Source organism: Streptomyces sp. NPDC093591 (assembly GCF_044764885.1).
Taxonomy (GTDB): domain Bacteria; phylum Actinomycetota; class Actinomycetes; order Streptomycetales; family Streptomycetaceae; genus Streptomyces.
Map to the genome: position 1 here is coordinate 198,613 of NZ_JBIWIY010000008.1, position 23,778 is coordinate 222,390.

Below are 23,778 nucleotides of genomic sequence, written 5' to 3' on the forward strand. Positions count from 1 at the left end.
TCATTCCCAGGCGACCGGCAGCGAGCGCACCCCGTGCACCGTGCTCGTGGAGAGCGCCAACGACTCCGGCGGGGCCGTCATGCGCAGCGACGGGAGCCTGCGGAACAGGGTGGACAGGCCCAGGCGGAGTTCGGTGCGGGCCAGCGACTGGCCGAGGCACTGGTGCAGTCCGTGCCCGAAGGCGAGGTGGCCGGCGGCGTCGCGGCGGACGTCGAGCGCGTCGGGGTCGGCGTACACGGACGGGTCGCGGTTGGCGGCCTGCAACGCCACCACCACGCCCTCCCCCGCGCGGATGCGGACGCCGGACAGTTCGACGTCCTCGGTGGCGATCCGCCGTATGCCGGAGTGGATGACGGTCAGATGGCGCAGGAGCTCCTCCACGGCCCCCGGCCACAGGGAGTCGTCGGCGCGCAGGGCGTCCAGTTGGGCCGGGTTCTGCAGCAGGGCGATCACGGCCAGGGGAAACATGTTCGCCGTGGTCTCGTGGCCCGCCAGCAGGAGCAGGGAGACCATGCCGGTGGCCTCGTCGAGGGTGGCCTCGCCGGTCGCGACGCGCTCGGTGGCCAGGCGGGAGATCAGGTCGTCGGCGGGGTCGTGCGTGCGGCGCTCGATCAGGGCGCGCAGATAGCCGTAGAGGGCCATGCGGGCCGCCATCGCCTCGGCCGGGTCACCGGCGACGCTGGTGAGGGCGTTGGACTTCGCGCGGAAGAACCCGTGGTCCTCGTAGGGGACGCCGAGCAGTTCGCAGATGGCGAGGGTGGGCAGGGGCAGCGCGTACGAGGCGACCAGGTCCCCTCGCGTCGCGTCGCCGTCGGTCATCGCGTCCAGCAGGTCGTCGCAGATCCGCTGGACGGCGCCCTCCATCTGCTCGATGCGCCGGAAGGTGAAGTCGGGGATCAGCATGCGACGCAGCCGGGTGTGGTCCGGCGGGTCCATCTGGTGGAAGAGGCCGGGCGCCTGCGGCGGTGCTCCGGGGCGGGTGTGAGGGAAGCCGGGGTGGCCGGCGTCCGCGCTGAAGCGGGCGTCGGCGAGGACCGTGCGGGCGTCCTCGTGGCCGGTGATCAGCCAGGGGCTGTTGTCGCCCCAGATCGTCACCCGGCGGACCGGTTCCTCGGACTGCCACTTGGCGTACTCGGGGGCCGGGTCGAGCAGGGGGCGGATCGTGGGCAGGGGCGGGTGGATCGTCACTTCTGCGTGCCTTCCGTCGCGTCGGGCGTCTCGTGCAGGCCGGCGAGGCCCAGCAGCAGGGACTTGACCTCGGTGGCCGCGTAGGCGTCCCGGGCCCGCTCCGGCTGCGAACACAGCAGCACGGGGCCGTGGTCGGGGTCCTCGGGCAGGCGGCCGTGGCTGCCGCGGACGCCGGACGGGTCCAGGGGGACGGTCTTGAGGCGGTAGCGGAAGCCGAGCTTCTTGCGGGCGACCTGGCCGACGGCGCGCAGCTTCACCGCGGGGACGGTCTCGTCGTAGAGGAGCTCGGCGGGGTCGTAGCCGGGCTTGCGGTGGATCTCGACCTGGCGGGCGAAGTCGGGGGCGCGGTCGTCGTCCAGCCAGTAGTAGTACGTGAACCAGGCGTCGGGGTCGGCGAGTGCGACGAGTTCGCCGGAGCGCTCGTGGTCCAGGCCGTGGGCCGTCTTGCCCTCGGCGTCCAGCACCCGCTCCACACCGCCGAGTTCACCGACGAGCTTCGCGACCGCCTCGACGTCGGCCGGGTCGCGGACGTAGACGTGGGCGACCTGGTGGTCGGCGACCGCGAAGGCGCGTGAGGTCCAGGGGTCCAGGTACTCCATGCCGTCCTGCGTGTACACCTCCAGCAGTCCCGCCCGGCGCAGGGCGCGGTTGATGTCGACCGGGCGGGAGACGGGTGTGATGCCGTACTCGCTGAGCGCGACGACGGTCGCGCCCTCGCGCAGGAAGTGGTCGATCAACGGGCGCAGGGAGTCGTCGAGTTGGCGGGCGGCGCGGATGGTCTCGGGTGAGTCGGGGCCGGAGCGCTGGGGCTCGTAGTCCATCTGCGGGATGTAGACGAGGGTCAGGTCGGGGCGGTGTTCGTCGAAGACCTGGCGGGCGGCGGCCAGGATCCACTGGGTGGAGGGCATGCCCGCGTTGGGACCCCAGTAGGTGAACAGGGGGAACGGGCCGAGCCGGTCGGTGAGTTCGTCGTGCAGGGACGGCGGCCAGGTGTAGCAGTCGGGTTCCTTGCGGCCGTCGGAGTAGTAGACGGGGCGCGGGGTGACCGTCCAGTCGACGTCGGCGCCCATCGCGTACCACCAGCAGATGTTGGCGACCTTGTAGTCGGGGTTGGTCCTGCGGGCCGTCTCCCAGATCTTCTCGCCGCCGACGAGGGCGTTGTGCTGGCGCCACAGCATGACTTCGCCGAGGTCGCGGAAATACCAGCCGTTGGCCACCGCACCGTGTGCGGACGGGGGTTCGCCGGTGAGGAGGGTGGACTGGACGGTGCAGGTGACGGCGGGGAGCACGGTGTCGAGCCGGGCCCGGAAGCCGCGGTCGCCGAGGGCGGCGACGGACGGCATGTGCTTCAGGAGGTCCGGGGTGAGGCCGACGATGTCGAGGACGACAACGCGGTTCACTGGGTGGTCGGTCGTCATGACGGGTCCTCCTTGAGGCCGAGGCCGGTCAACCGGTCGCGGGCCCAGGCGAGTTCGGCGGCGATGCCGCCGGGCAGGTCGGCGGGTGGTTCGGGGAGGACGGACCAGGTGTAGGTCTCGACCTCGATGTGGTCACAGGCGGCCGAGGAGCCGCCCAGCAGCCCGGCGAGGACCTGGTCGAGCTGGTCGGCCGTCGTACGGAGCGGGGCTTCCGGCTCGGTGTGCAGCGGGGCGTGGAAGTGGACGCGCCAGGGGCCGCCGTCGGCGGGGAGGGCGCCGTCGAGGGCGTCCGGGAGGTCGTCGGCGCCGAGGACGTCACCGTCGCTCGTCGTCCGGGTCTGGTGCAGGAACCGGGGTTCGGCGAGCCGGCGCAGGGCGGCACGGGCGGCGGGGTCGGCCGGGTGCGGGGCTTCCACGGCGCAGGACGCCTGGAGCTTGACGACGGGCAGCCCCGCTTCGGTGAGCCGCCGCAGCGCCTCGGCCGGTTCCTCGAACTGCACGGCGAGATGGCAGGCGTCGAGGCAGATGCCGAGCCGGTCGGGGTCCAGTCCGCCCAGTTCCCGCACCGCCTGGGTGGTGGTCTCCACGACGCACCCGGGTTCCGGTTCGAAACCGACGCGGATACGGCGGCCCGTCCACGCCTCCAGCGCGGCGAGCCCGGTGGTCAGCCGGTCCAGGGCGTGCCGGGCCTCCTCGGCGCAGACGTGCGTCCACGGGGTGCGCCAGGCGAGCGGGAGGGTGGAGACGCTGCCGTGGCCGACGTCGTCCGGGAGGAGGGCGGCGAGGACGCGGGCGCAGTCCAGGGTGTACTTCAGCCGGGCCTCGTCGGCCCAGTCGGGTTCGTACACGTCCTTCTTGACGACCTCGCGGTGGAAGCCGGCGTACGGGAAGGCGTTGAGGGTCACGGTCTCCAGGCCGCGCGCCCGCAGCTCGGTCCTCAGGCGCGTCAACGCGCCTTCGTCGTCGGCGAGTTCGGTGACGACGGGGCGGGCCAGCCACAGCCCGATGCCGAGCCGATCGGCGCCGAGGCGTTCACGCACGGGCTCGGCGTACTCGGCGAGCTGGGCGATGACACCCGCCAGGTCCTCCGCCTGGTGGACGTTGCTGCAGTAGCCGAGGTGGACGGTCGTACCGTCCGGGTGCTGAAACCGCATGGACCGCTCACGCTCCCCCGCGACGTATGGAGTTGCCTCGGAAGGTGGCCTCCTCGTCCGGCTTGGGCTCCTCCAGCTCCAGCCGCCCGCTCTGGCCGTAGAAGGCGACGGGGTTGCGCCACAGCACCTCGTCGACGGCGTCGTCGTCGAACCCGGCGGCGAGCATCGCGTCAGCCGTCTTACGGGTCTTGAGCGGATCCGAACGTCCCCAGTCGGCGGCGGAGTTGACGAGCACCCGCTCCGTCCCGTGCTCCTTGAGGATCTGCACCATCCGGTCCTCGCTCATCTTGGTCTTCGGGTAGATCGAGAACCCGGCCCAGCAGCCGCTGTCGAGGACCATGCCGACGGTGAGCTCGTTGAGGTGGTCGAGGACGACGAGTTCGGGGGCGATGCCCGACTCCCGCACGACGTCCAGGGTGCGCCGGGTGCCGCCCGCCTTGTCGCGGTGCGGGGTGTGCACGAGGGCGGGCAGTTCGTGCTCGACGGCGAGCTGGAGCTGCCGGGCGAGCGCCTCGTCCTCCTGAGGGGTCATCGAGTCGTAGCCGATCTCCCCGACGGCGACGACCCGGTCCTTGGCGAGATAGCGGTCCAGTTCGTCGAGGACCGGGAGGCAGCGGGGGTCGTTGGCCTCCTTCGGATTGAGCGCGATCGTGCAGAAGTGCTGGATGCCGAACTGCGCGGCGCGGTACGGCTCCCAGCCCAGCAGCCCGTCGAAGTAGTCGTAGAAGCTCTCGGGCGAGGTACGGGGCTGGCCCAGCCAGAAGGCGGGCTCGACGACGGCGCGCACCCCGGCCGCGTGCATCGCCTCGTAGTCGTCGGTGGTCCGGGAGGTCATGTGGATATGGGGATCGAAGATGCGCACGGTCAGCCCTCTTCCTTGAGTACGTCCGTGAGTGGGTCCGGGAGTGCGTGCTCGGGTACGCGCTTGAGTTCCGTGAGTTCCTTGAGTTCCGCGCCGAGGACGTCCGGGAAGGCACGGACGACGGGCAGGATGTCCTGGGGTACGTCCCGTCCGGCGACGATCCGTTCGTGGGCGAAGTCGGCGAGCATACGGGCCAGTTCGCGGTCGGCGCGAGTGTCGAGGCCGGTGACGCGGGCGAGCGGGATCTCGTAGAAGACGCACTTCAGTACGGCCTGGCGGTACTCGGCGTCCGGGAGGTGCGCGGCGGCGTACGGTCCGAGGGCGGCCTCGATCAGGGTGGTGTCGTTGCCGCGCAGGCTCTCGCGCACCAGGGGCAGGGCGAGGTCGCCCAGGTCGAGCAGTGGCAGGGTGCGCAGGACGGCGCGTTGTTCCGCCGGGTCGCCGTGGCGGTGGAGTCGGGTGACCTCGTCGGCGAGGGCCCGGCCGCGCAGGGGCAGTGCGGTGAGCAGGGCGGCCCGGGCGGCCTCGTCGACGGTCCAGTAGGGGTCGAGGCGCCCGTGTCCGCAGCGCCTTCGGGCAGCGGGGAAGAGCCGTCGTACGGCGGCGGGGTCGGCGGCGGCCTTGGCGACGCTCGACTCCAGCCAGGTACGGGCCGTGTCATCCAGTACGGCGATCAGGGCGGGGTGGGGATCGGGCGGAGCCGGGGGCGAGGCGGTCGTGACAGCCATGGGGGTGCAACTTCCGGAGAGATGGGAGGAGTAGAGCTGAGCCAGAAGGAAGGCCGGGCGGTGTCTACCGGCCCGCCACGGTCTTCACGGCCGCGCGCAGGAACTCGATCGAGCGGCGGGCGACGTCGGGCGCGTCGAGCGAGCCGCCCTGGATCTCGACGGAGACAAGGCCACGATGCCCGAGGTCACGCAGGGCGGTCAGGACGGACGGGAAGTCGATCTCGCCCGCGCCGAATTCGAGGTGCTGGTGGATGCCGCGCCGCATGTCCTCGATCTGCACGTTGCGCAGGAGCGGTGCCGCCCGGCGCACGCAGTCGAGCACGGGGCGTTCCTCCACGCAGTGCGCGTGCCCGATGTCCAGGGTGATCCCGAACAGCTCGTGCTCGTCGACCAGTCGGGCGAGATGCAGGCACCGGTCCACGGTGTCGACGAACATGTACGGCTCCGGCTCGAAGGCCAGCGCCACCCCGTACGTCTCCGCCGTCTCCAGCACGCTCTCCACACCGGCCGCGAGCCGCTTCCACGCGTCCCGCTCCGGCAGCCCGTCCGGCGCCGGGCCGCTGCACAGATGGACGGTGGGCGAGCCGAGGTCGGCCGCGATACGCAGGGCGCGGCGCAGCAGGTCGACCCTGCGCTCGGAGCCGTCCGACATCAGCGTGGGCAGGTGCTTGCCCCACGGGTCGAGGAAGTACGGCGCGCCGGTCTCCACCGTCACGTCGAGGCCGTGCCGCTCGAGTCGCCGCGCGAGGGCGGCGACACGCCGGGGCAGATCGTCGGCGTACGGGTCGAGGTGGCCGTGGTCGAGGGTGAGGGCGACACCGTCGTAGCCGAGGTCGGCGAGGACGGCCAGGACGTCGGTCAGCCGGTGGTGGGTGAAGCCGTTGGTGCCGTAGCCGAATCTCAGATCGGTGGGGGGAGGTCTCATGGTGCCGGTTCCTCACACGGAGGGTGTGGTGGGTCTCAGGTGGGCGATATGCGCCGGGCCAGCCGTCGCGCGAGGGGATGGACGACCCCGAGCGCCGCCGCGACGCCCGGCGCCCCACCGCGTGCGGTGAGCGCCGCCTGAAGGGGCATCAGCCCGAGAATCCCGGCCCCGACGGCACGTCGTACGTTCTCCCCCGACGGGTCCTTCACGGCGCGGACTTGGGCGGTGCCGTAGGTACCGAGGTAGGCGAGGGCAGCAGCTGCGGTGACGGAGGTGCGGAGCTTCGCGGACAGCGTGGTTCCGAGCTTCCCGAAGCGGGCGGCGCCGGCAACGCCCATAAGGGGCGCGGGGCTGTGCCGAACAGCGGCTCCGCCGCGGGGCGCGACAAGCCACGACGGCGCAGCAGACGCCAGACGCCCCTTCGCGGCACTTCCCGCGGCGGCTCGGGCAACCGGAACAGCCGTCGCGACGGCCGTAGCCGCCGACACGGCAAGAGTCGCAACCGGCACCCGCACAGGCGCCCCGCCGACCTCGTGCCGACTGAGCGCCATCAACGTGCCGGTATGCACCCCGACCAGCCCGGCAGGCACCGCGGCACGCCGCAGCGCGACGCCGGTCGACACGGCACCGGGGCCGGAGCCGGAGGCAACCGCTCCAGCCAGGACGTCCAGAACCCGGGCTCCCGCCATGGCAACGCCGCCCAACGGCGTGGACTTGAGCTTCAGGTCATACGCCCACACCAGCCCGGCCAAGGGAAGCGCGGCACGCACACTGCGCCGGCCCCCCGCCGCGGCGGCGAGACCGAGCCCCGCCACGGTGAGCCCACCGGCCACACCGAGCGCGGTCCGGCGCGGAACACGCCCCGACGGCACAGGGCGGCCCGGCCTCTCGACGGAGTCCACCGTGGCGTCGGCGTAGTCGTTGAGGGCCATGCCGGCCCAGTACAGGCACACGGAGGAACCGATCACTCCGAGGGTGCGGGCGCCCAGCGGGCGTCCGGCGGCGGCCGCTCCCGCGATCACGTCACCGGGGACACTCAGCGCGGCCGGCGCTCTGACGAGCAGGGCGAGGTCGCTGAGGCGCACGGGAGACCGGGATCCGAAGCGGACAACCGCTTTCCGATCTTTCATGGCCGCACCTTACTCGCGGCTGTTGAGCAGTCAGGTACCTACCCCCCGGTAAGGGGAGTGACAAAGAAGACACAGATTTTTCTTACCGTGCGGCCCGAACTAGCGGTAAACGTGGGTCGTTTGAGCAGACTCACAGCGCCCGGTACTCAGGGCTCCTGACGTAGCCGCCGCCACACCGCCTTGGCCGCGTTGTGCCCCGACATGCCGTGCACGCCCGGGCCGGGCGGGGTGGCCGACGAGCAGATGTAGACCGCCGGGTGCGGGGTGGTGTACGGGAAGAGCGACAGCTTGGGGCGCAGCAGGAGTTGGAGTCCGGAGGCCGCGCCGGAGGCGATGTCCCCGCCGACGTAGTTGGCGTTGCGGGCGGCGAGTTCGGCCGGCCCGGCCGTGGCCCGGGCGAGGACGCGGTCGCGGAACCCCGGGGCGAAGCGCTCCAGTTGGCGCTCGATGACGTCGGTGAGGTCTCCGGTCCAGCCGTTCGGCACATGCCCGTACGCCCAGAAGGCGTGCTTGCCCTCGGGAGCCCGGGTGGAGTCGACGACGCTGGGCTGCACCGTGATCATGAACGGCTTGTCCGGCGCCCGGCCCTCCCGGGAGGCGGCGCGCAGTGCGGTGCCGATCTCCGCGCTGTCCGCGCCGATCTGCACGGTCCCGGCGCGGCGGGCCTCCGGGGCGGTCCACGGCACGGGGCCGTCCAGCGCGTAGTCGATCTTGAAGGCGCCGGGGCCGTAGCGGTAGCCCTCGTAGTACCGGCCGAGACCGGCGATGCGGGCCAGCGCCGTGGGTGAGGTGTCGAAGACGTACGCGCGGGCGGGGGGCAGGTCGTCGAGCCGCTTGACCTCGTAGTCGGTGTGGACGGCGCCGCCGAGGTCCTTCAGATACGCGGTGAGGGCGTCGGAGATGGACTGGGAGCCGCCGCGGGCCACGGGCCAGCCGCGGGCGTGCGCGGAGAGGGCGAAGACCAGGCCGATGGCGCCGGTGGCGAGGCCGCCGAGCGGCGCCATGACGTGGGCGACGAGGCCGGAGAACAGGGTCTTGGCCCGCTCGTCTCGGAAGCGGCGCATCAGCCAGGTGGACGGCGGCAGCCCGACGAGGCCGAAACGGGCGAGGGTGACGGGGTCGCGTGGCAGCGCGGTCAGGGGCAGGGACATGAAGTCGCGGGCCAGGGTGTCCCACTTGGCCAGGAACGGCTCGACCAGTCTGCGGTACGCCCCCGCGTCGCGCGGGCCGAAGGAGGCGGCGGTCTCGGCGACGGAACGGGACAGGACGGCGGCGGTGCCGTCGGTGAAGGGGTGCGCCATGGGCAGCTCGGCGTGCAGCCAGTCGAGGCCGTAGCGGTCGAGCGGCATGGTCCGGAACACGGGCGAGTTGATGCCCAGGGGGTGCGCGGCGGAGCACGGGTCGTGCCGGAAGCCGGGCAGGGTCAGCTCTTCGGTGCGGGCGCCCCCGCCGACGGTGTCACGTGCCTCGAACACGGCCACGGAGAAGCCACGCCGGGCCAGCTCCACGGCAGCGGTCAGCCCGTTCGGCCCCGCACCCACCACGACCGCATCGAGCATCGACGGCACCTTCGGACTCCTTCGTCAGCCGACGGCCTTGAAGGATCAGGATATGCCGGGCCACTGACAGCGCAGGGGCGCGGGTAAAGTCCGCCGGGTGACGCGCCGCTTTCGTTTCCCTGCGCCCGAGGACGATCTGTGGCACTGGTTCGAGGTGCGGGACGCCGGTCGGGTGGTGCGGCAGATCTCCTTCCGGGGGCCCGATTCGGTCCCCGTGGTGGCCGCCGAACCGGTCGAGATGGAGCGGACGCGGCAGGCGTGCGGGGAGTGGGGCGTACGGCTGTACGAGACCGTGTACGGGGCGCCGGTGCGGGAGCCGGTCGTGGAGCCGCCGGGCGCCCGGCCGGTCGACGCGCGGGAGTTCGATGTGGCGTGGGGCCGTGCCCGGTCCTTCCGCCAGTGCCACGTCCGCCATGACACGGGTCCCCTGCCGGTGGGGACGCACCTGACCGGGAGATTCACCGTCTCGCCCTGGGGTCCCGGTGTCACGGGTGTGTTCGTCGACGTCGGTCTGCCCGCTGCCGGCTTCGTGGACGCCCTGGTCCTGCTGCAGGCGGAATGCGAGTGGCCCGCGGACGGCACCCCCGCCGAGTTCGAGGTGGTCGACCTCCGTTTCGGCGGGGGCCGCCCCCAGATCAGGCTGCGTCCGACAGCAGTTCCCGCACCCGGCGAGCCGTGGCCGCGTCCCGGGCCGCCGTGAACGGCAGGGCGTTGCCGCCGGTGATGCGGAACGGCTCGCCCGCGCGCGTCAGGTGGGCGCCACCCGCCTCCTCGACGAGGAGAATGCCCGCCGCGTGGTCCCAGGCGGCCTCCCACGAGAACGCCGTGGCGTCCAACTGACCCCGGGCGATGGCGAGATACTCCAGCCCCGCGGAACCGCAGGCGCGCGGCGCGACGCCGTCGGTCCACAGGCCGAGCAGCGCGCTCTTCTGCTCGTCGGTCGTGTAGTCCGGGTGGGAGGTGGCGACTTCCAGGTCACGACCGGGGTCCGGCGCGCCGGAGTACAGCCGCTCGCCGTCGAGGAAGGCGCCCCGGCCCCGTATCGCCGTGGCCAGCTGGTCGCGGGCGGGGGCGTAGGTCCAGGAGGCGAGCAGGACGCCGCGCCGTGCGAGCGCGACCAGGGTGCAGAAGCCGGTGTCTCCGTGCACGAACTGGCGGGTGCCGTCGACCGGGTCGACGATCCAGACGAGGGCGTCGCCCTGGAGCGCGTCGTACGTCGCCGGGTTGGCGTGCACCGCCTCCTCGCCGACCACGACCGAGCCGGGCAGGAGCGCGGCGAGCGCCTCGGTGAGGTACTGCTCGGCGAACCGGTCGGCGTCGGTCACCAGGTCGTGCGGTCCGGCCTTCTGGTCGACCTCGTGCGCGGCGAGCTGCCGGAAGCGCGGCATGATCTCGGCCGCGGCCGCCTTGCGGACCGCTTCCTCGACGTCGGCGGAGCGCTGTGCGAGAAACTCGTCGATGGTTTCGTAGTCTTCGATCACCCCTCCATGAGAGCACGCCCCACTGACAAACCCCGCCTGCCCGATGGACGCCGGATGGCGTCGGCGTGAACAGGAGGGGCACGTATCAGCAGGTCAGAGGCGTTCCCTCGGCCGCGCGAGACCCTCCCTCAGCGGTCCGGGCCCCGCCCTCGGCGCCCCGGACCAGCCCTCAGCGCCCGACCGCGTACCCCTGCATCCCCCGCGGATTCGCCGCCGCCGACAGGACCCCGGTCTCCGGATCCCTCGCGACCGCGCACAGCCGCCCCTCCGACCAGGCGTCACCGACGGTCACGTGATGACCACGCCGCCGCAGCTCCTCCACGACCTCGGCGTCCATCCGCGACTCCACGGTGACGCTCCCCGGCCGCATCCCGCGCGGGTAGAAGGAGCCCGGGAAGCTGTCGTTGTGCCAGTTCGGGGCGTCGATCGCGCCCTGGAGGTCGAGACCGCCGCGGACCCGGTCCCGCAGGGCGACCGCGAGGAAGAAGTGCAGCTGCCACTGGTCCTGCTGGTCCCCGCCGGGCGTGCCGAAGGCCATGACGGGGACGCCGTCGCGCAGGGCGATCGAGGGGGTGAGTGTCGTACGCGGCCGCCGCCCCGGGGTGAGCGAGTTCGGCAGGCCCTCCTCCAGCCAGGTCATCTGCAGCCGGGTGCCGAGCGGGAAGCCCAGTTCGGGCACGACGGGGTTGGACTGGAGCCAGCCGCCGCTGGGGGTGGCCGCGATCATGTTGCCCCAGCGGTCGACGATGTCGAGGTGGCAGGTGTCGCCGCGGGTGCCCCCGTCGGCGGCGATGTCGGGCTCGCCCGGCACCGGGGACGTCGGGCGCTTGGCGACGGTCGGCTCGCCGACGCCGAGCACCTCGAAGCCGGGGTCGTCGGAGGCCACCGCGTGGGCGTGCGCGCACAGCCGCGGGGCCCGTCCGCCCGGGCTGCCGGGCCGCAGCTCATGGGAGGCCTTCTCGCCGACCAGCTCCCGCCGGGCCGAGTTGTACGGCTCCGACAGCAGCTCGGCGAGCGGTACCTCGGCCGCGTCCCCGTACCAGGCCTCCCGGTCGGCCATCGCCAGCTTGCAGCCCTCGATCAGCAGATGGACGTACTCGGCGGACCCGTACCGTGGCAGCTCGGGCGGGAGCAGCGCGAGCTGCTGGAGCAGGACCGGGCCCTGGCTCCAGGGGCCGGCCTTGCACACGGTCCAGCCGTTCCAGTCGTACGTCGCCGGCGCCTCGTAGGTCGCGGACCAGCCGGCGAGGTCGGCGGCCGTGAGGGTGCCGGAGTGCCGCTCACCGCTGGTGTCCATGGTGGGCCGCTGCGCCTGCCGTACGAGGGCCTCGGCGATGAACCCGGTGCGCCACACCTCCCGCGCGGCCTCGATCTGCGCGACCCGGTCCCCGGCGCCGGCGACCTCGTCGAGCAGCCGCTTCCAGGTGGCGGCGAGGGCGGGATTGCGCAGCAGCTCCCCGGCCCGGGGTGCCTGCCCGCCCGGCAGATACACATCGGCCGACGAGGTCCACTCCGTCTCGAACAACTCCCGCACGGTCTCGACGGTCTCCCCGACGCGCTCCACGGGCGCGTGCCCGTGTTCGGCGTACCCGATGGCGTACGCGAGCACCTCGGCGAGCGTCCTGGTGCCGTGGTCGCGCAGCAGCAGCATCCAGGCGTCGAACGCCCCGGGTACGGCGGCGGCGAGCGGCCCCGTCCCCGGTACGAGCTCCAGCCCGAGCCCTCTGTATTGCGCGACGGTCGCCCCGGCGGGCGCGACGCCCTGCCCGCACAGCACCCGCACCTCCCCACCCGCCGGCGCGAGCAGGATCGGCACCTCACCGGCCGGCCCGTTGAGATGCGGCTCGACGACATGCAGCACGAACGCCCCCGCCACGGCCGCGTCGTACGCGTTGCCGCCGCTCTCCAGCACGGCCATCGCCGACTGCGAGGCGAGCCAGTGGGTGGAGGACACCATGCCGAAGGTGCCCTGGAGGGTGGGTCGGGTGGTGAACATACGGCCTCTCACCTCGCTGTTTACGCGCGTCTGCCAGCCTGATGGACGCTCAGGAACGGCCCTGGGGAGGGAATCCGGGAGTTCGGGCCGCGGCTCTCCTCCCTCCGCTCCCCCAGCAGGCTATCGATCGCCCTGCGTCCCTTCCTCCCCGCCTCCGGCACGAAGGGGGCGTAGCGGTCGAGGGCGAGGGGCGGCGACGAATGCCCCAGCGCACCTGCCGCCGGACGTGAAGGATTCCGCGCCCGCCATCGATGCCCTCCGGGCCGAGCCCGAGAAATTCTCCTTGGCGCAGGCCACACCCGAGCCCCGGAACCACCGCTGTGCGGTGCCTCTGGCTGATCCCATCATCAGGCGACTTCGGCCAAGGGACCGACCTGGACCTCAAATACAGCGTTCGACGACCAGGCGAACTTATCGGTACGACAACGGATTCTCAGCGGCTGCTTGTTTGGCCCGCGATCCAGCCGTCCGTATTGACGCAATCGGTCAAGTGACGGCGTGAGACAGCGTAGAAGGCAGTATCCAGCCGCTCTAGGTCACGCATCTCCTGGAGGTGCGGAGCCAGCGCCCGGAAGCCTCCGCCGTGAAATCCGGCCTCCGTCAACGCCCGGTCCATATCGGGCGCGAGTTCACCGCGCCGGTCTCCGCTCAGTGTGTTGATGTACGCCGGGTTCATGCCGCTGGAGGAGACGAGCACCTGTGCGTTGCCGCTGTCGTAGAAGCAGCTGTAGGCGATGCCGTATGACTCCGACACCGAGCGCAGGATCTCCGTCTTGCAACCCGTCCAGCCGGTCATTCCGTCGACTTCGATCGCAACGGACCAGTCGTTGTCCACAGCCGCCGCGACGAGGAGGGGCGTCTCACGGTCCTCCGGGGCGCCCATGTTCTCCTGGACCCACGCGTACTCGTGATGCTCCTGTAGTTCCTTGAGTGCGTCCTCGACCGTCTCGTATTCGACGACGCCAAGGGCCGTGAGGAGTTTTGGGGGACTTGTCGGGGCGAGAGTGAACGCTGCGGCACCAAACTCGCGATACCACTCGGACAGATCCATTACTGCTTTCTCTCTGCTGTGCATGCGAAAGGGAACCCGCAGTGTGACACGGCGATGGGCCGGCAGGAACATCCCTGCCGGCCCATTGTGATCTCTGGCCGCAGGCTGGATGTCAGCTGATGCGCACGTAGAACGTGTCGTTGGTGGCGTCCGGGCTCGGCAGGGTGGGGTCCCACGCCAGCACCCGGTCGGAGTTGTAGAACGCGATGAGGCTGCCGCCGGCGGACTGGTTCTGTGTCGTGTCGACCGCCCGGACGGAGAAGTCCCAGTCGGGGCTCGCTGCTCCCTCCAGCGTCGAGCGGAACGGGTACTCGTCGCAGTCCTGTCCCGTCTTGGGCTGAAGCGTGTACGGCAGGCCGGTGTCGGCGTAGTCGCCGATCTTCTGGCAGGCGTCGTTCTTCTCCGCCTCGTTCGCGTTCATCACCGACGAGTGCAGCGACTCGGTCAGGCGGTGCAGACCTTCCGGTGCCCACGTTCCGTCGTACTGGCCGGGGAACACCTTCGCCGTGGAACTGGTCGGGTAGGTGCTGTTCGGAGCGGTGAACGCGTCCTGGATGTGCTGGGCGACCTCGCGGTTCGGCGAGTCCGCGCCCGTGGCGTACGCGACGAACGGTACCGCCTCGAGGAACACGCACGACTGGGGCCGGCTCGACGAGAAGTACGTGGCCGAGTCACACCGCGGCGACAAGGACGGGACCACGCCCGGCTGGTCCATGTCGTACTCTTCGCTGTCCGTGTAGAACTGCATGTTGAGGCCGTGGAGCCCCTGCTTGTCGCGCCCCCACATGCCGGTCTCGGGGCTGTTGGTGTTCCATGGGAACCAGGTGGTGTTGTTGTCCCACGTGCCCCACGTCATCGTTGCCGGTCCCTGGAACGTGGAGCACTGGGTGAGCAGCTGCTCGCACTGCCCGATCATCGACAGCGGAACCCCCGGGGCGGTCCACCAGTCGTCGATCGGGCCCCACTGGTAGTCCACGGAGCCCTGCTGGAGCCGCGCGAACAGACGCGTCGACCGGCTGTCGGTGTAGTTCTGGCCGAAGAGTTCCATGTTGGCGTACGTCGTGCCCAGGTGCTCGATCTTCGCCCCGGTCGTCTTGTCGACCTTCCAGTAGTCCGCGCCGATCTTCTGCCGTGCGCAGTAGGTGTACCGGTCGAACAAGATCGTGTAGTCCGTGAAGCTGCTGTCGCTCGAGAAGCACAACTGGGCGAGCGCGTCCGGCGGAGTGTCGCCAACCGCGTAGGTGTGCGTGAACGCGTTGACGTTGCCCATGGACAGCGCGCCCGGGGACTTGACCGTCTCGGGCTCCGGGAGCTTGAACGGCTTGCCCTTCGCCTCGGTGGCGAACGACCGGGCCCTGTCCATCACCGCCATGAAGTCCTCAGCGGTGCCCTTGCCGTCCTTGAGCTTCGGCTTCAGATACTCGGGCCGGTCGGTCTGGGCACTCTTCGCCGTGGGCGACGTCAGCTCACCCTTGACGCGCTTCTTGGCCTTGGCGATGTCCTCCTCGGTGAGCAGAACCTCCATCTTCAGGACTCCGTGGCCCGGACGGGCGGTGGTGGAGATCTGCGGCTCGATCTGGTTCGAGACCGTGGTGACGGTATCGCCGTCCTGTGCGCTATAGGGGGTGAAGGACCCGGCGAGCGCTGCTGTGGCCGTGAGGGCTGCAGCCACCGGAAGTGCGCGTATACGCATGAAGTTCCTTTGTTTCGAACATGTGTTCACCAAGTGGGCGTCAAGGAACTTATCAGGGCGAAGCACCCTTGTGATCATGGAATTGAAGGCAGACTGTGCCTTCCCTGTGAAGATCCTGAGGAGCGCAGAGGAGAGAGGGGCATCCGGCGGCGCGGCACAGCGCGGCGAGAAATCAGACTCGTGGCGGTTGCGCGGCGAATCGGGCGGCGGCCGCGACGACGGTCGCTGCCGTCAGGACATACAGCAGGCCGCTGCCCCCGGCGGCCACGAAGTCCATAGGACCTGCATCAATTCGCCTACGCCCGACCGCTGTTGCCCGACACACTTGCCCGGGAGTCGAGAAACTCGGCCAACGCCGCGCCGACCCTGACCCCACCTCCAGGCCTGCATCGTCCGTGACGGCCGAACGGCGATCTCGCCACGCTCCACCTCACCGTCAGGGGGCCGTGCGTCCACTCAACCGGCCGCGGCCACCAGCCCGCCCGGCCGGGCCGCCCGGTGCGCCTCGGTCAACACCCTTACTCAGCCGGCCCGTTCGGGCAGGCAGTAGAGCCGGCCCGGGATCTGCACCATGGCGCAACGGGTCATGCCCCGCGGGCCGTCACCAGCCCCGACTCGTACGCGAACACCACCAACTGCGCCCGGTCCCGCGCCCCCAGCTTCGTCATCGCCCTGCTGACGTGCGTCTTCGCGGTGAACGGGCTGATGACCATGTGCTCGGCGATCTCCTCGTTGGTCAGACCCCGCGCCGCCAACGCCGTCACCTCGCGTTCGCGGCGAGTCAGGCACTCCAGGCCGGGGGCGGTGGCCCGGTCGGGTGGGCGGGAGACGAACTCGCCGATCAGGGTGCGGGTGACCGACGGGGACAGCAGGGCCTCGCCCCGTGCCACCACCTCGATCGCCTGGAGCAGGTCGGCCGGTTCGGTGTCCTTCAGGAGGAAGCCGCTCGCGCCGGCCCGCAGGGCCTCGAAGACGTACTCGTCGTGGCCGTAGTTCGTCAGGATCACCACGCGGACCGCCGCCAGTGCCGGATCCGCGGCGATCCTGCGCGTCGCCTCGATGCCCGTCATCACCGGCATCTGTACGTCGATCAGCGCGATGTCGGGGACCTGGGCGCGGATCAGCTCCAGGCCCCGCTCCCCGTCCGCCGCCTCGCCGACCACCTCGATGCCGTCCTCGGCGTCCAGCAGGGCCCGGAAGCCCGCCCGCATCAGCGCCTGGTCGTCGACGAGCGCCACCCTGATGACGTGGTCCGTCATGCCGCCTCCCCCAGCGGCAGCCATACCCGCACGGCGAACCCGCCCTCCGCGCGCGGGGCGGCGTCCAGGGTGCCGCCGAGGGCCGTGACCCGTTCACGCATGCCGGTCAGACCGATGCCGGGGATGGGAGGTCTGGTCGCGTCGGCGGAGCCGTCGTCCTCGACGCATATCGTCAACTCCCCCTTGCCATAGATGAGTTGCACTGCCACTTTCGCCGGACCCGCGTGCCGCGCCGCGTTCGTCAAGGCTTCCTGGACGATGCGGTACATCGCCCGGTCGACCGTCGCCGCGAGCGGCCGCTCCTGTCCCGTCACCGTCAACTCGACAGCGAGGCCAGCCGCCCGCGCCCGCTCCACGAGCAGCGCGGGTGTACCGGTGGGCTCGTCCGTGCGCAGCACCTCCAGCGTGGCGCGCAGCTCGCGCATCGCCTCCCCGCTCGCCTCCTGGATGGCGAGCAGCGCGGGCGGCACCTCCTCGCCGCGCTTGCGGGCCAGGTGCACGGCGACTCCCGCCTGGAGCTTGACGATCGAGATGCTGTGGGTGAGGGAGTCGTGCAACTCCCTTGCTATGCGCAGCCGCTCCTCGCCCGCTCGGCGCAACGCCGCCTCCTCGCGGGTGCGTTCGGCCTCCAGGGCGCGCTGCTCGGTCTGGCGCAGATACGCCTGCCAGTTACGGTCGGCCAGGCCCGTCACCACCGCGCACAGGAACCAGCCGGCGAGCAGCAGCGCCTCCCGCGTGACGTCCGAACTCGCCGAGCCCGCCGCCACGTATCCGCCGAGGAAGACGGCGGCGGCCGCCGCGGCCGTGCCCCGGTGTCCGGTCCGCGACGCCGTGTGCGCCGCCCCCACCACGGGTATGGCCAGACCGGCGGCGGGCCCTGTGTGGACGACCTCGGCGAGCAGACAGCCGGTGGCGACGGCGAGAACCACGCGAGGAGCGGTGCGATGCGCGGCCAGGGCCAGCGAACCGGCCCCGATCAGCGCGCAGTCCACGAGCCCCGCGCGGTCGTCCGCCACGGCGGCGAACACGGTGATCACACCGACCACGACGGCGGCCGTCATGTCGGCGAGCCGCTCGCGTGTGATCCGGTACCCGCTCATGCACGCACAGTAGACGGCCCCACCGACAGCGACGTCAGCCCTGTGGACGGCTCTGCGACTACTCCCGGCGTAGTAGGGCGGGGCACCTGCCCGCCCCGCCGTCGCAGCACCGACTGCCTTCGGCGGTACGACGACCCGGACCGCCCCTGCGGCGCACGCTGTTGCCCATGCCCACACCCTTCCGATACACCGAACCCCTCCCGGCGAAGTCGGCCACCGGCACCGTCGCCGAGGTGTACGCCCAGATCGCCCTGGACTTCGGCATCGCCGAGCCCGTCACCTTCGCGGTGCTGTCCTGCGCACCCGAACTCCTCGCCCCCACCTGGGCATTGATGCGCGAGTCGCTCATCGCCGGGACCGGCAGCCGGACCGGCAAGGAACTCGTGGCCCTCGGGGTGTCGCTCGCCAACAAGTGCCCGTTCTGCGTGGACGCGCACACCGTGCTCCTGCACGCCACCGGCGACCACGCGCTCGCCGAACGGCTGGCCCGCGGGGAGCGACCGCAGAACGAGGAGCACGCGCGCCTGCTCGCCTGGGGGCGGCACACGCGCGTGCCCGGCGCCGCCCTGGAGCCGTACCCCTTCCCGCGCGAGCACGCCCCCGCCTATCTCGGCACCGCGCTCACCTTCCACTTCATCAACCGGATCGCGTCGGCCCTGCTGACCGAGAACCTGCTCCCCGCGGGCGCCCAGCGCTTCCGGGCGGTGCGCAGCCTCGCGGGCCGTACGCTCGCCAGGACCGTGCGCCGCCCCGCCCGGCCCGGCACCTCCCTCGCGCTGCTCGAGCACGTCGATCCCGGCGAGGCGCCCGCATGGGCAGGCGGCACACCCGTCGGCCTCGCGTACGCGGCGCTGCTCAGGGCGGCCATGCGGGGCGCCGGACTGCTCGACACCGACGACCATCACATCGTGGAGCAGACCCTCCAGGACTGGGACGGAACCCATCCGCCGCTCACCCTGGCCGGGTTCCCGGACCGCCGGGAGCGGCCGGCGGCGCGCCTGGCCCTGCTGGCCGCTCTCGCGCCGTACCGCATCACCGACGAGGACGTGGCGGCCTGGCGCCGGCCGGAGCACACCGACCACTGTCTGGTGCATCTCATCGCGTACGGCGCTTTCGTGGCCGTGGACCGCATCGAAAGCTCACTTTCCACCCAAATCACCAGGCAGCCTATGTAACTCACCCAGAGCTCCACGTAATTACGACCGTCCCGTAACAGCGTCAGCACGGAGCGAGTTGGCACTTCCGCCCCACAGGGAGTCATGTGACACTGGCGTCCCGTCCGCAGTGCGGACTCCCTCCGCACCGTCCCCCACGAAAAGTGCGCCGTGCGTTCTCTTCCCTTGCCGCTCGCTCTCACCGCGCGTCTGTCGCCCGTCGTCGTGCTCGCCGTGGCCGGCTGGGCACTGTCGTCCGGACCCGCGACACAGGCCGCCGACGCGCCGGCGACGCAGAAGAGCGGCGACGCTTCACCCTCGGCCCCCGCGACGGCGGCGGTGTCGAAGACGTACTCCTCCGCTCCCGCGCCGTGCGACAGCCTGAGCACGAAAACGGTCAAGTCGCTCGTGCCGGGCGCCAAGTCGGCCGGCAAGGAGATCCCGTCGACGGACTCGAAGCTGCGCCGCACCTGCTCGTGGAACGCGCTCAAGGGCTACGACTACCGGTGGCTGGACGTGTCCTTCGAGATCACGGCCTCGGACGACGCGGCGGAGAAGTCCTACGAGGAGCGCGTCGGGAACAAGAGCGGCGGCGGCGCCGTCCCCGGCATCGGCGACTCGGGGTACTCCGTCGTGAACCTCACCACCGAGGACAAGCAGCAGACCCGGGAGGGCGTGGTGATGGTCCGCGCGTCCAACGCGCTGGTCTCCGTCACCTACAGCGGAAGCGACTTCGAGTCGAAGACGGCGCCCAGCACGGACGAGATCAACAAGGGCGCCATCAAGGCGGCCAAGGAGGCGGTGGCCGCGCTGGAGGACGGCCAGAAGAGCTGACCGTCCTCCAGATCTCCTTCCACGGCGGGTTCAGGCCTCCACGCGTTCCCTGTGTCCGGCCATCAGCACCACGTACAGCACCAGCGAGGCACCCAGGCCCACCGCCCAGCCGTAGTCGGCGAGCGGCTTGAGGAACGGGATCAGCCCGTCCACCGGGAACGGCCCGGTCTTCGCGCCGTCGGCGCCGACGCCCGAGTACGAGCCGCCGACCGCGAGCACGCCGCCGACCAGGAAGGCGACGATGGCGCGCCAGTTCCAGCCGGACGAGTACCAGTAGCGTCCGCCGGGCGTGTACAGGTCAGCGAGGTGCAGGACCGTGCGGCGGACGATCCAGTAGTCGGCGATCAGGATGCCCGCGACCGTGCCGAGCAGGCCGCCGACCACGCCGAGCCAGGTGAAGATGTAGAACTCCGGGGTGGAGATCAGCTTCCACGGGAAGATCAGCACACCGATGACGCCGGTGATCAGCGCGCCCGTACGGAAGTTGATGAGCTTCGGCGCCAGGTTCGCCAGGTCGTACGCCGGGGAGACGACGTTCGCCGCGATGTTCACGGAGATCGTGGCGACCAGGACGACGATGAGGGCGAAGAGCAGGCCGAAGGCGCTGTCCGTCTTGGCGGCGAGGGTGACCGGGTCCCAGATCGCCTCGCCGTAGACCACCTCGGAGCCGGAGGTGACCAGCACGGCGAGGACGGCGAAGAGCGTCATGGTCGTCGGCAGCCCCAGGGACTGGCCCCAGGTCTGCGCCTTCTGGCTCGCTCCGAAGCGGGTGAAGTCAGGAATATTGAGGGACAAAGTGGCCCAAAAACCTATCATTCCCATGAGGGACGGGAAGAAGACCGGCCAGAAGTCGGGCCCCCAGCCCAGCTTCGAGGGCTGGTCGAGCAGCGCGCCGAAGCCGTCCGCCTTGACCGCGATCCAGATCAGCAGCACGAAGGCACCGACGATCACGAAGGGCGCGGCCCAGTTCTCGAAGTGCCGCAGGAAGTCCATGCCGCGGTAGATGATGGCGATCTGCGCGGCCCAGAAGAGGAGGAAACAGAGCCACAGCGGCCAGGGGTTGCCCGCGATCTTGCTCGCGTTCTCCCACCCGCCGCCGGTGAGCTTGGAGCCCAGGGCGAAGATGCCGCTGCCGCCGATCCAGGTCTGGATGCCGAACCAGCCGCAGGCCACGGCCGCCCGGATCAGCGCCGGGACGTTGGCACCGCGCAGCCCGAAGGAGGCGCGCGCCAGCACCGGGAACGGTATGCCGTACTTGGGCCCTGCATGCCCGGTGGCCAGCATCGGCAGCAGCACGATGACGTTGGCCAGGGCGATGGTGAAGACGGCCTGCTTCCAGTCCATGCCGAGCGCGACCAGGCCGGAGGCCAGGGTCCAGCTCGGGATGCAGTGGGCCATGGAGATCCACAGGGCCGCGAAGTTGTACGTCGTCCACTTGCGCTCGGCGACGGGGACGGGACGCAGATCCTCGTTGGCGAAGGGGCTGTCGGCGGGGAATGCCTCGGGGGCGAGTTCGATGCGGCCGCCGGCGTCGGCGGACTGGGATATCGGTGACCCCGTGGGGACTGTTTCGGTCATGGGCAGGCCAATCGACAATGCGGGACGGGATGGAGAGGCCGTGCGGGGGCCTTGGGCGGGGCCGGGGAGGGGCGTGCCTGTCCCTCCCCGGCCCCGCCTCCCTCCCCGGGGCGGTGGCGGGGAGGCCGGGACCGCGGGGAGGGAGTCAAGGTGGGGGGTCGGATGGAGCGGTGGTGCCGGGTGCGTACGAACTCGAAGGCGCCCGTCAGGAGTTGACGGCGGGGATGACCTGGGAGCCGTACGCGTCGATGACGGCTTCCTGCGCGTCGTGCATGTCGTAGACGGCGAACTGGTCGACCCCCAGCTCACGCAGCGCGTTCAGCTTCTCGATGTGCTTCTCCACCGGTCCGATGAGACAGAACCGGTCGACGATCTCGTCGGGCACGAACTGGGTGTCCGGGTTGTCGGCGCGCCCGTGGTGGGAGTAGTCGTACCCCTCACGCGCCTTGATGTAGTCGGTGAGTTCGTCGGGTACGGCGGCGGAGTGCTCCCCGTACTTGGCGACCAGGTCGGCGACGTGGTTGCCGACCATCCCGCCGAACCAACGGCACTGTTCGCGCGCGTGGGCGAGTGCCTCGGGCGAGTCGTCCTCGGTGACGTAGGCGGGAGCGGCGACGCAGATCTTGACGTCGTCGGGGTCGCGGCCGGCCGCGATCGCCGCGTCCTTCACCGCCTTGACCATGTACTCGGTCAGATAGAGGTCGGCGAGCTGCAGGATGAACCCGTCGGCCTCCTCACCGGTCATCTTCAGGGCCTTGGGGCCGTACGCCGCCATCCACACGGGGAGTTCGGCGCCCGGTTTGATCCACGGGAACCTGACGACCGTGCCGCCGCCGAGGTCGGCCTCGTCGCCGCGGCCCAGCGCCCGGATGACCTTCATGGCGTCGCTGATGCGTGCGAGGGTGTTGGGCTTGCGGCCCGCGACGCGCATCGCCGAGTCGCCGCGGCCGATGCCGCAGACCGTGCGGTTGCCGAACATGTCGTTGAGGGTGGCGAAGGTGGAGGCGGTGACCTCCCAGGTACGGGTGCCCGGGTTGGTCACCATCGTGCCGACCTTCAGCTTCTCCGTGTTCGCGAGGATCTGGCTGTAGATCACGAACGGCTCCTGCCACAGCACGGCGGAGTCGAAGGTCCAGCCGTAGGTGAAGCCGCTGCGCTCGGCGCGCTTCATCAGGCTGACGACCCGCGAGGCCGGCGGGTCGGTCTGCAGGACGAGTCCGAAGTCCATGGGCTCCGCTCCTAGTTGAGGTACTGACAGGTGGAGCGGGGGGTGTAGACGCCGTGCCCGGCGTGCCCGGTGTACTCCCGCTCGGTGATGACGAGTTCGCCGCGCGAGAGGACCGTCTCGACCCGGCCGGTGGTGCGCTTGCCCTCGTACGCCGAGTAGTCGACGTTCATGTGGTGCGTGACGGCGGACATGACCTGCTCGGCCTGCGGGTCGTAGATGACGATGTCGGCGTCGGCGCCCGGCGCGATCGTGCCCTTCTTCGGGTACATGCCGAACATCCGGGCCGGGGTCGCGCAGGCGATCTCGATCCAGCGGCGGCGCGAGATGTGGCCGTCGACGACGGCCTGGTGGAGCAGGTCCATCCGGTTCTCGACGCCGGGGAGGCCGTTGGGGATCTTCGAGAAGTCCCCGCGCCCCAGCTCCTTCTGGCCGACGAAGCAGAAGGGGCAGTGGTCGGTGGAGACGACCTGCAGGTCGTTCGTCCGCAGCCCCTGCCACAGCTTGGCCTGGTGCTCCTTCGGGCGAAGGGGCGTGCTGCACACGTACTTGGAGCCCTCGAAGTCGGGCTCGGCGAGGTTGTCGGTCGACAGGAACAGGTACTGCGGGCACGTTTCGCCGAAGACGTTCAGCCCCTCGTCGCGCGCCCTGGCCAGCTCGGCGACTGCCTCCATCGCCGAGACGTGGACGACGTACAGGGGCGCCCCGGCCACCTGGGCCAGCTTGATGGCGCGGTGGGTGGCCTCGGCCTCCAACAGGGCCTTGCGCACTTCCCCGTGGTAGCGCGGGTCGGTCTCCCCCCGCGCCAGCGCCTGCTCGACCAGCACGTCGATGGCGATGCCGTTCTCGGCGTGCATCATGATCAGGCCGCCGTTCTCGGCGGAGCGCTGCATGGCGCGCAGGATCTGGCCGTCGTCGGAGTAGAAGACCCCCGGGTAGGCCATGAACTGCTTGAAACTGGTCACGCCCTCCTCGACCAGCAGGTCCATCTCCTTGAGCGTCTCCTGGTTCACATCGGAGACGATCATGTGGAAGCCGTAGTCGATCGCGCAGTTGCCCTCGGCCTTGGCGTGCCAGGCGTCCAGGCCCTCGCGCAGCGAATGGCCCACGCTCTGCACCGCGAAGTCGATGATCGTGGTGGTACCGCCCCAGGCGGCGGCCCGGGTGCCGGTCTCGAAGGTGTCGGAGGCGAAGGTGCCGCCGAACGGCAGCTCCATGTGGGTGTGGGCGTCGACGCCACCGGGGATGACGTACTTCCCGGTGGCGTCGATGACCCGGTCGGCAGTGAACGATTCGGCTGCCGGCGTGCCGGAGGCGGCGAGGGCCGCGATGCGGCCGTCCTCGATCAGCACGTCGGCGTGGATCTCGTCGGACGCGGTGATGACGAGACCACCGCGGATGACGGTACGGCTGCTCATGATCCCTCTCCTGCCAGGGTGGATG

General features: G+C 71.0%; 20 protein-coding genes. 3 read left to right on the forward strand and 17 right to left on the reverse strand.

The window, feature by feature from the left end:
* The 8 genes from ACIREI_RS18845 to ACIREI_RS18880 form a co-directional block, all read right to left on the reverse strand.
* The gene (locus ACIREI_RS18845) at window positions 1-1,188 is read right to left on the reverse strand and encodes a cytochrome P450 (RefSeq protein ID WP_403334000.1); all 1,188 of its coding nucleotides are present in this window, start codon (window positions 1,186-1,188) and stop codon (window positions 1-3) included.
* Window positions 1,185-2,606, reverse strand: a complete 1,422-nt coding sequence (locus ACIREI_RS18850; protein ID WP_403334001.1) for an alkaline phosphatase family protein — start codon at window positions 2,604-2,606, stop codon at window positions 1,185-1,187. Before ACIREI_RS18850 ends, ACIREI_RS18845 begins: the two co-directional genes overlap by 4 nt.
* Entirely contained in the window at window positions 2,603-3,760 is a 1,158-nt protein-coding gene (gene eboE / locus ACIREI_RS18855) for a metabolite traffic protein EboE (protein WP_403334003.1), read from the reverse strand. The genes ACIREI_RS18850 and eboE overlap by 4 nt, the downstream gene beginning before the upstream one ends.
* Window positions 3,761-3,767: 7 nt before the next feature.
* The gene (locus tag ACIREI_RS18860; protein WP_403334005.1) at window positions 3,768-4,622 is read right to left on the reverse strand and encodes a TatD family hydrolase; all 855 of its coding nucleotides are present in this window, start codon (window positions 4,620-4,622) and stop codon (window positions 3,768-3,770) included.
* A gap of 2 nt (window positions 4,623-4,624) precedes the next feature.
* The gene (locus ACIREI_RS18865) at window positions 4,625-5,350 is read right to left on the reverse strand and encodes an EboA domain-containing protein (protein WP_403334006.1); all 726 of its coding nucleotides are present in this window, start codon (window positions 5,348-5,350) and stop codon (window positions 4,625-4,627) included.
* 64 nt (window positions 5,351-5,414) lie between these two features.
* Window positions 5,415-6,275, reverse strand: a complete 861-nt coding sequence (locus tag ACIREI_RS18870; RefSeq protein ID WP_403334008.1) for a sugar phosphate isomerase/epimerase family protein — start codon at window positions 6,273-6,275, stop codon at window positions 5,415-5,417.
* A 35-nt stretch (window positions 6,276-6,310) separates the two neighbouring features.
* Entirely contained in the window at window positions 6,311-7,405 is a 1,095-nt protein-coding gene (locus ACIREI_RS18875) for an SCO3242 family prenyltransferase (RefSeq protein ID WP_403334010.1), read from the reverse strand.
* A 146-nt stretch (window positions 7,406-7,551) separates the two neighbouring features.
* Complete coding sequence (locus tag ACIREI_RS18880; protein WP_403334012.1) at window positions 7,552-8,964, reverse strand: phytoene desaturase family protein; 1,413 nt, start codon at window positions 8,962-8,964, stop codon at window positions 7,552-7,554.
* A gap of 97 nt (window positions 8,965-9,061) precedes the next feature.
* On the opposite strand from ACIREI_RS18880, the gene ACIREI_RS18885 reads away from it, so the two are divergent.
* Window positions 9,062-9,664 carry a hypothetical protein gene (locus ACIREI_RS18885; protein WP_403334014.1) on the forward strand — a complete coding sequence of 201 codons (603 nt, stop codon included), beginning with the start codon at window positions 9,062-9,064 and terminating at the stop codon, window positions 9,662-9,664.
* Here the strand turns inward: ACIREI_RS18885 and ACIREI_RS18890 are convergent.
* The 6 genes from ACIREI_RS18890 to ACIREI_RS18915 all read right to left on the reverse strand — a co-directional run bounded on the left by ACIREI_RS18890 (window position 9,600) and on the right by ACIREI_RS18915 (window position 17,544).
* On the reverse strand, window positions 9,600-10,445 hold the full coding sequence (locus ACIREI_RS18890; RefSeq protein ID WP_403334016.1) for an inositol monophosphatase family protein: 846 nt from the start codon (window positions 10,443-10,445) through the stop codon (window positions 9,600-9,602). The genes ACIREI_RS18885 and ACIREI_RS18890 overlap by 65 nt on opposite strands.
* Before the next feature lie 169 nt (window positions 10,446-10,614).
* Window positions 10,615-12,441, reverse strand: coding sequence for a gamma-glutamyltransferase family protein (locus tag ACIREI_RS18895; RefSeq protein ID WP_403334018.1), 1,827 nt, complete (start codon window positions 12,439-12,441; stop codon window positions 10,615-10,617).
* Between the two features lie 433 nt (window positions 12,442-12,874).
* Entirely contained in the window at window positions 12,875-13,492 is a 618-nt protein-coding gene (locus tag ACIREI_RS18900; RefSeq protein WP_403334020.1) for a hypothetical protein, read from the reverse strand.
* A gap of 112 nt (window positions 13,493-13,604) precedes the next feature.
* A complete protein-coding gene (locus tag ACIREI_RS18905; protein ID WP_403334022.1) occupies window positions 13,605-15,185 on the reverse strand; it encodes a NucA/NucB deoxyribonuclease domain-containing protein in 1,581 nt (526 codons plus the stop codon).
* Window positions 15,186-15,769: 584 nt separating this feature from the next.
* Window positions 15,770-16,444 (reverse strand): response regulator, encoded by a 675-nt coding sequence (locus ACIREI_RS18910; protein ID WP_403334024.1) that lies wholly within the window; start codon window positions 16,442-16,444, stop codon window positions 15,770-15,772.
* On the reverse strand, window positions 16,441-17,544 hold the full coding sequence (locus ACIREI_RS18915; protein ID WP_403334026.1) for a sensor histidine kinase: 1,104 nt from the start codon (window positions 17,542-17,544) through the stop codon (window positions 16,441-16,443). Before ACIREI_RS18915 ends, ACIREI_RS18910 begins: the two co-directional genes overlap by 4 nt.
* Window positions 17,545-17,711: 167 nt before the next feature.
* Between ACIREI_RS18915 and ACIREI_RS18920 the strand changes: the two genes are divergently transcribed.
* A complete protein-coding gene (locus ACIREI_RS18920; protein WP_403334028.1) occupies window positions 17,712-18,719 on the forward strand; it encodes a carboxymuconolactone decarboxylase family protein in 1,008 nt (335 codons plus the stop codon).
* Between the two features lie 150 nt (window positions 18,720-18,869).
* The gene (locus tag ACIREI_RS18925) at window positions 18,870-19,532 is read left to right on the forward strand and encodes a hypothetical protein (protein WP_403334030.1); all 663 of its coding nucleotides are present in this window, start codon (window positions 18,870-18,872) and stop codon (window positions 19,530-19,532) included.
* Between the two features lie 30 nt (window positions 19,533-19,562).
* On the opposite strand, the gene ACIREI_RS18930 is transcribed toward ACIREI_RS18925, so the two are convergent.
* From ACIREI_RS18930 to hydA, 3 genes are all read right to left on the reverse strand, one after another.
* On the reverse strand, window positions 19,563-21,110 hold the full coding sequence (locus tag ACIREI_RS18930; RefSeq protein WP_403334032.1) for an NCS1 family nucleobase:cation symporter-1: 1,548 nt from the start codon (window positions 21,108-21,110) through the stop codon (window positions 19,563-19,565).
* 205 nt (window positions 21,111-21,315) lie between these two features.
* The gene (locus ACIREI_RS18935) at window positions 21,316-22,338 is read right to left on the reverse strand and encodes a TIGR03842 family LLM class F420-dependent oxidoreductase (RefSeq protein WP_403334034.1); all 1,023 of its coding nucleotides are present in this window, start codon (window positions 22,336-22,338) and stop codon (window positions 21,316-21,318) included.
* An 11-nt stretch (window positions 22,339-22,349) separates the two neighbouring features.
* On the reverse strand, window positions 22,350-23,753 hold the full coding sequence (gene hydA / locus ACIREI_RS18940) for a dihydropyrimidinase (protein ID WP_403334036.1): 1,404 nt from the start codon (window positions 23,751-23,753) through the stop codon (window positions 22,350-22,352).
* Window positions 23,754-23,778: the final 25 nt, after the last annotated feature.

Bases quoted from the DNA above. Each gene is read 5' to 3' on its own strand.
- ACIREI_RS18910 (WP_403334024.1), bottom strand. From the start codon at position 16,444: ATGACGGACCACGTCATCAGGGTGGCGCTCGTCGACGACCAGGCGCTG.
- ACIREI_RS18850 (WP_403334001.1), bottom strand. From the start codon at position 2,606: ATGACGACCGACCACCCAGTGAACCGCGTTGTCGTCCTCGACATCGTC.
- ACIREI_RS18880 (WP_403334012.1), bottom strand. From the start codon at position 8,964: ATGCTCGATGCGGTCGTGGTGGGTGCGGGGCCGAACGGGCTGACCGCT.
- ACIREI_RS18930 (WP_403334032.1), bottom strand. From the start codon at position 21,110: ATGACCGAAACAGTCCCCACGGGGTCACCGATATCCCAGTCCGCCGAC.
- ACIREI_RS18895 (WP_403334018.1), bottom strand. From the start codon at position 12,441: ATGTTCACCACCCGACCCACCCTCCAGGGCACCTTCGGCATGGTGTCC.
- ACIREI_RS18900 (WP_403334020.1), bottom strand. From the start codon at position 13,492: ATGGATCTGTCCGAGTGGTATCGCGAGTTTGGTGCCGCAGCGTTCACT.
- ACIREI_RS18935 (WP_403334034.1), bottom strand. From the start codon at position 22,338: ATGGACTTCGGACTCGTCCTGCAGACCGACCCGCCGGCCTCGCGGGTC.
- eboE (WP_403334003.1), bottom strand. From the start codon at position 3,760: ATGCGGTTTCAGCACCCGGACGGTACGACCGTCCACCTCGGCTACTGC.
- ACIREI_RS18915 (WP_403334026.1), bottom strand. From the start codon at position 17,544: ATGAGCGGGTACCGGATCACACGCGAGCGGCTCGCCGACATGACGGCC.
- hydA (WP_403334036.1), bottom strand. From the start codon at position 23,753: ATGAGCAGCCGTACCGTCATCCGCGGTGGTCTCGTCATCACCGCGTCC.
- ACIREI_RS18920 (WP_403334028.1), top strand. From the start codon at position 17,712: ATGCCCACACCCTTCCGATACACCGAACCCCTCCCGGCGAAGTCGGCC.
- ACIREI_RS18875 (WP_403334010.1), bottom strand. From the start codon at position 7,405: ATGAAAGATCGGAAAGCGGTTGTCCGCTTCGGATCCCGGTCTCCCGTG.
- ACIREI_RS18870 (WP_403334008.1), bottom strand. From the start codon at position 6,275: ATGAGACCTCCCCCCACCGATCTGAGATTCGGCTACGGCACCAACGGC.
- ACIREI_RS18905 (WP_403334022.1), bottom strand. From the start codon at position 15,185: ATGCGTATACGCGCACTTCCGGTGGCTGCAGCCCTCACGGCCACAGCA.
- ACIREI_RS18865 (WP_403334006.1), bottom strand. From the start codon at position 5,350: ATGGCTGTCACGACCGCCTCGCCCCCGGCTCCGCCCGATCCCCACCCC.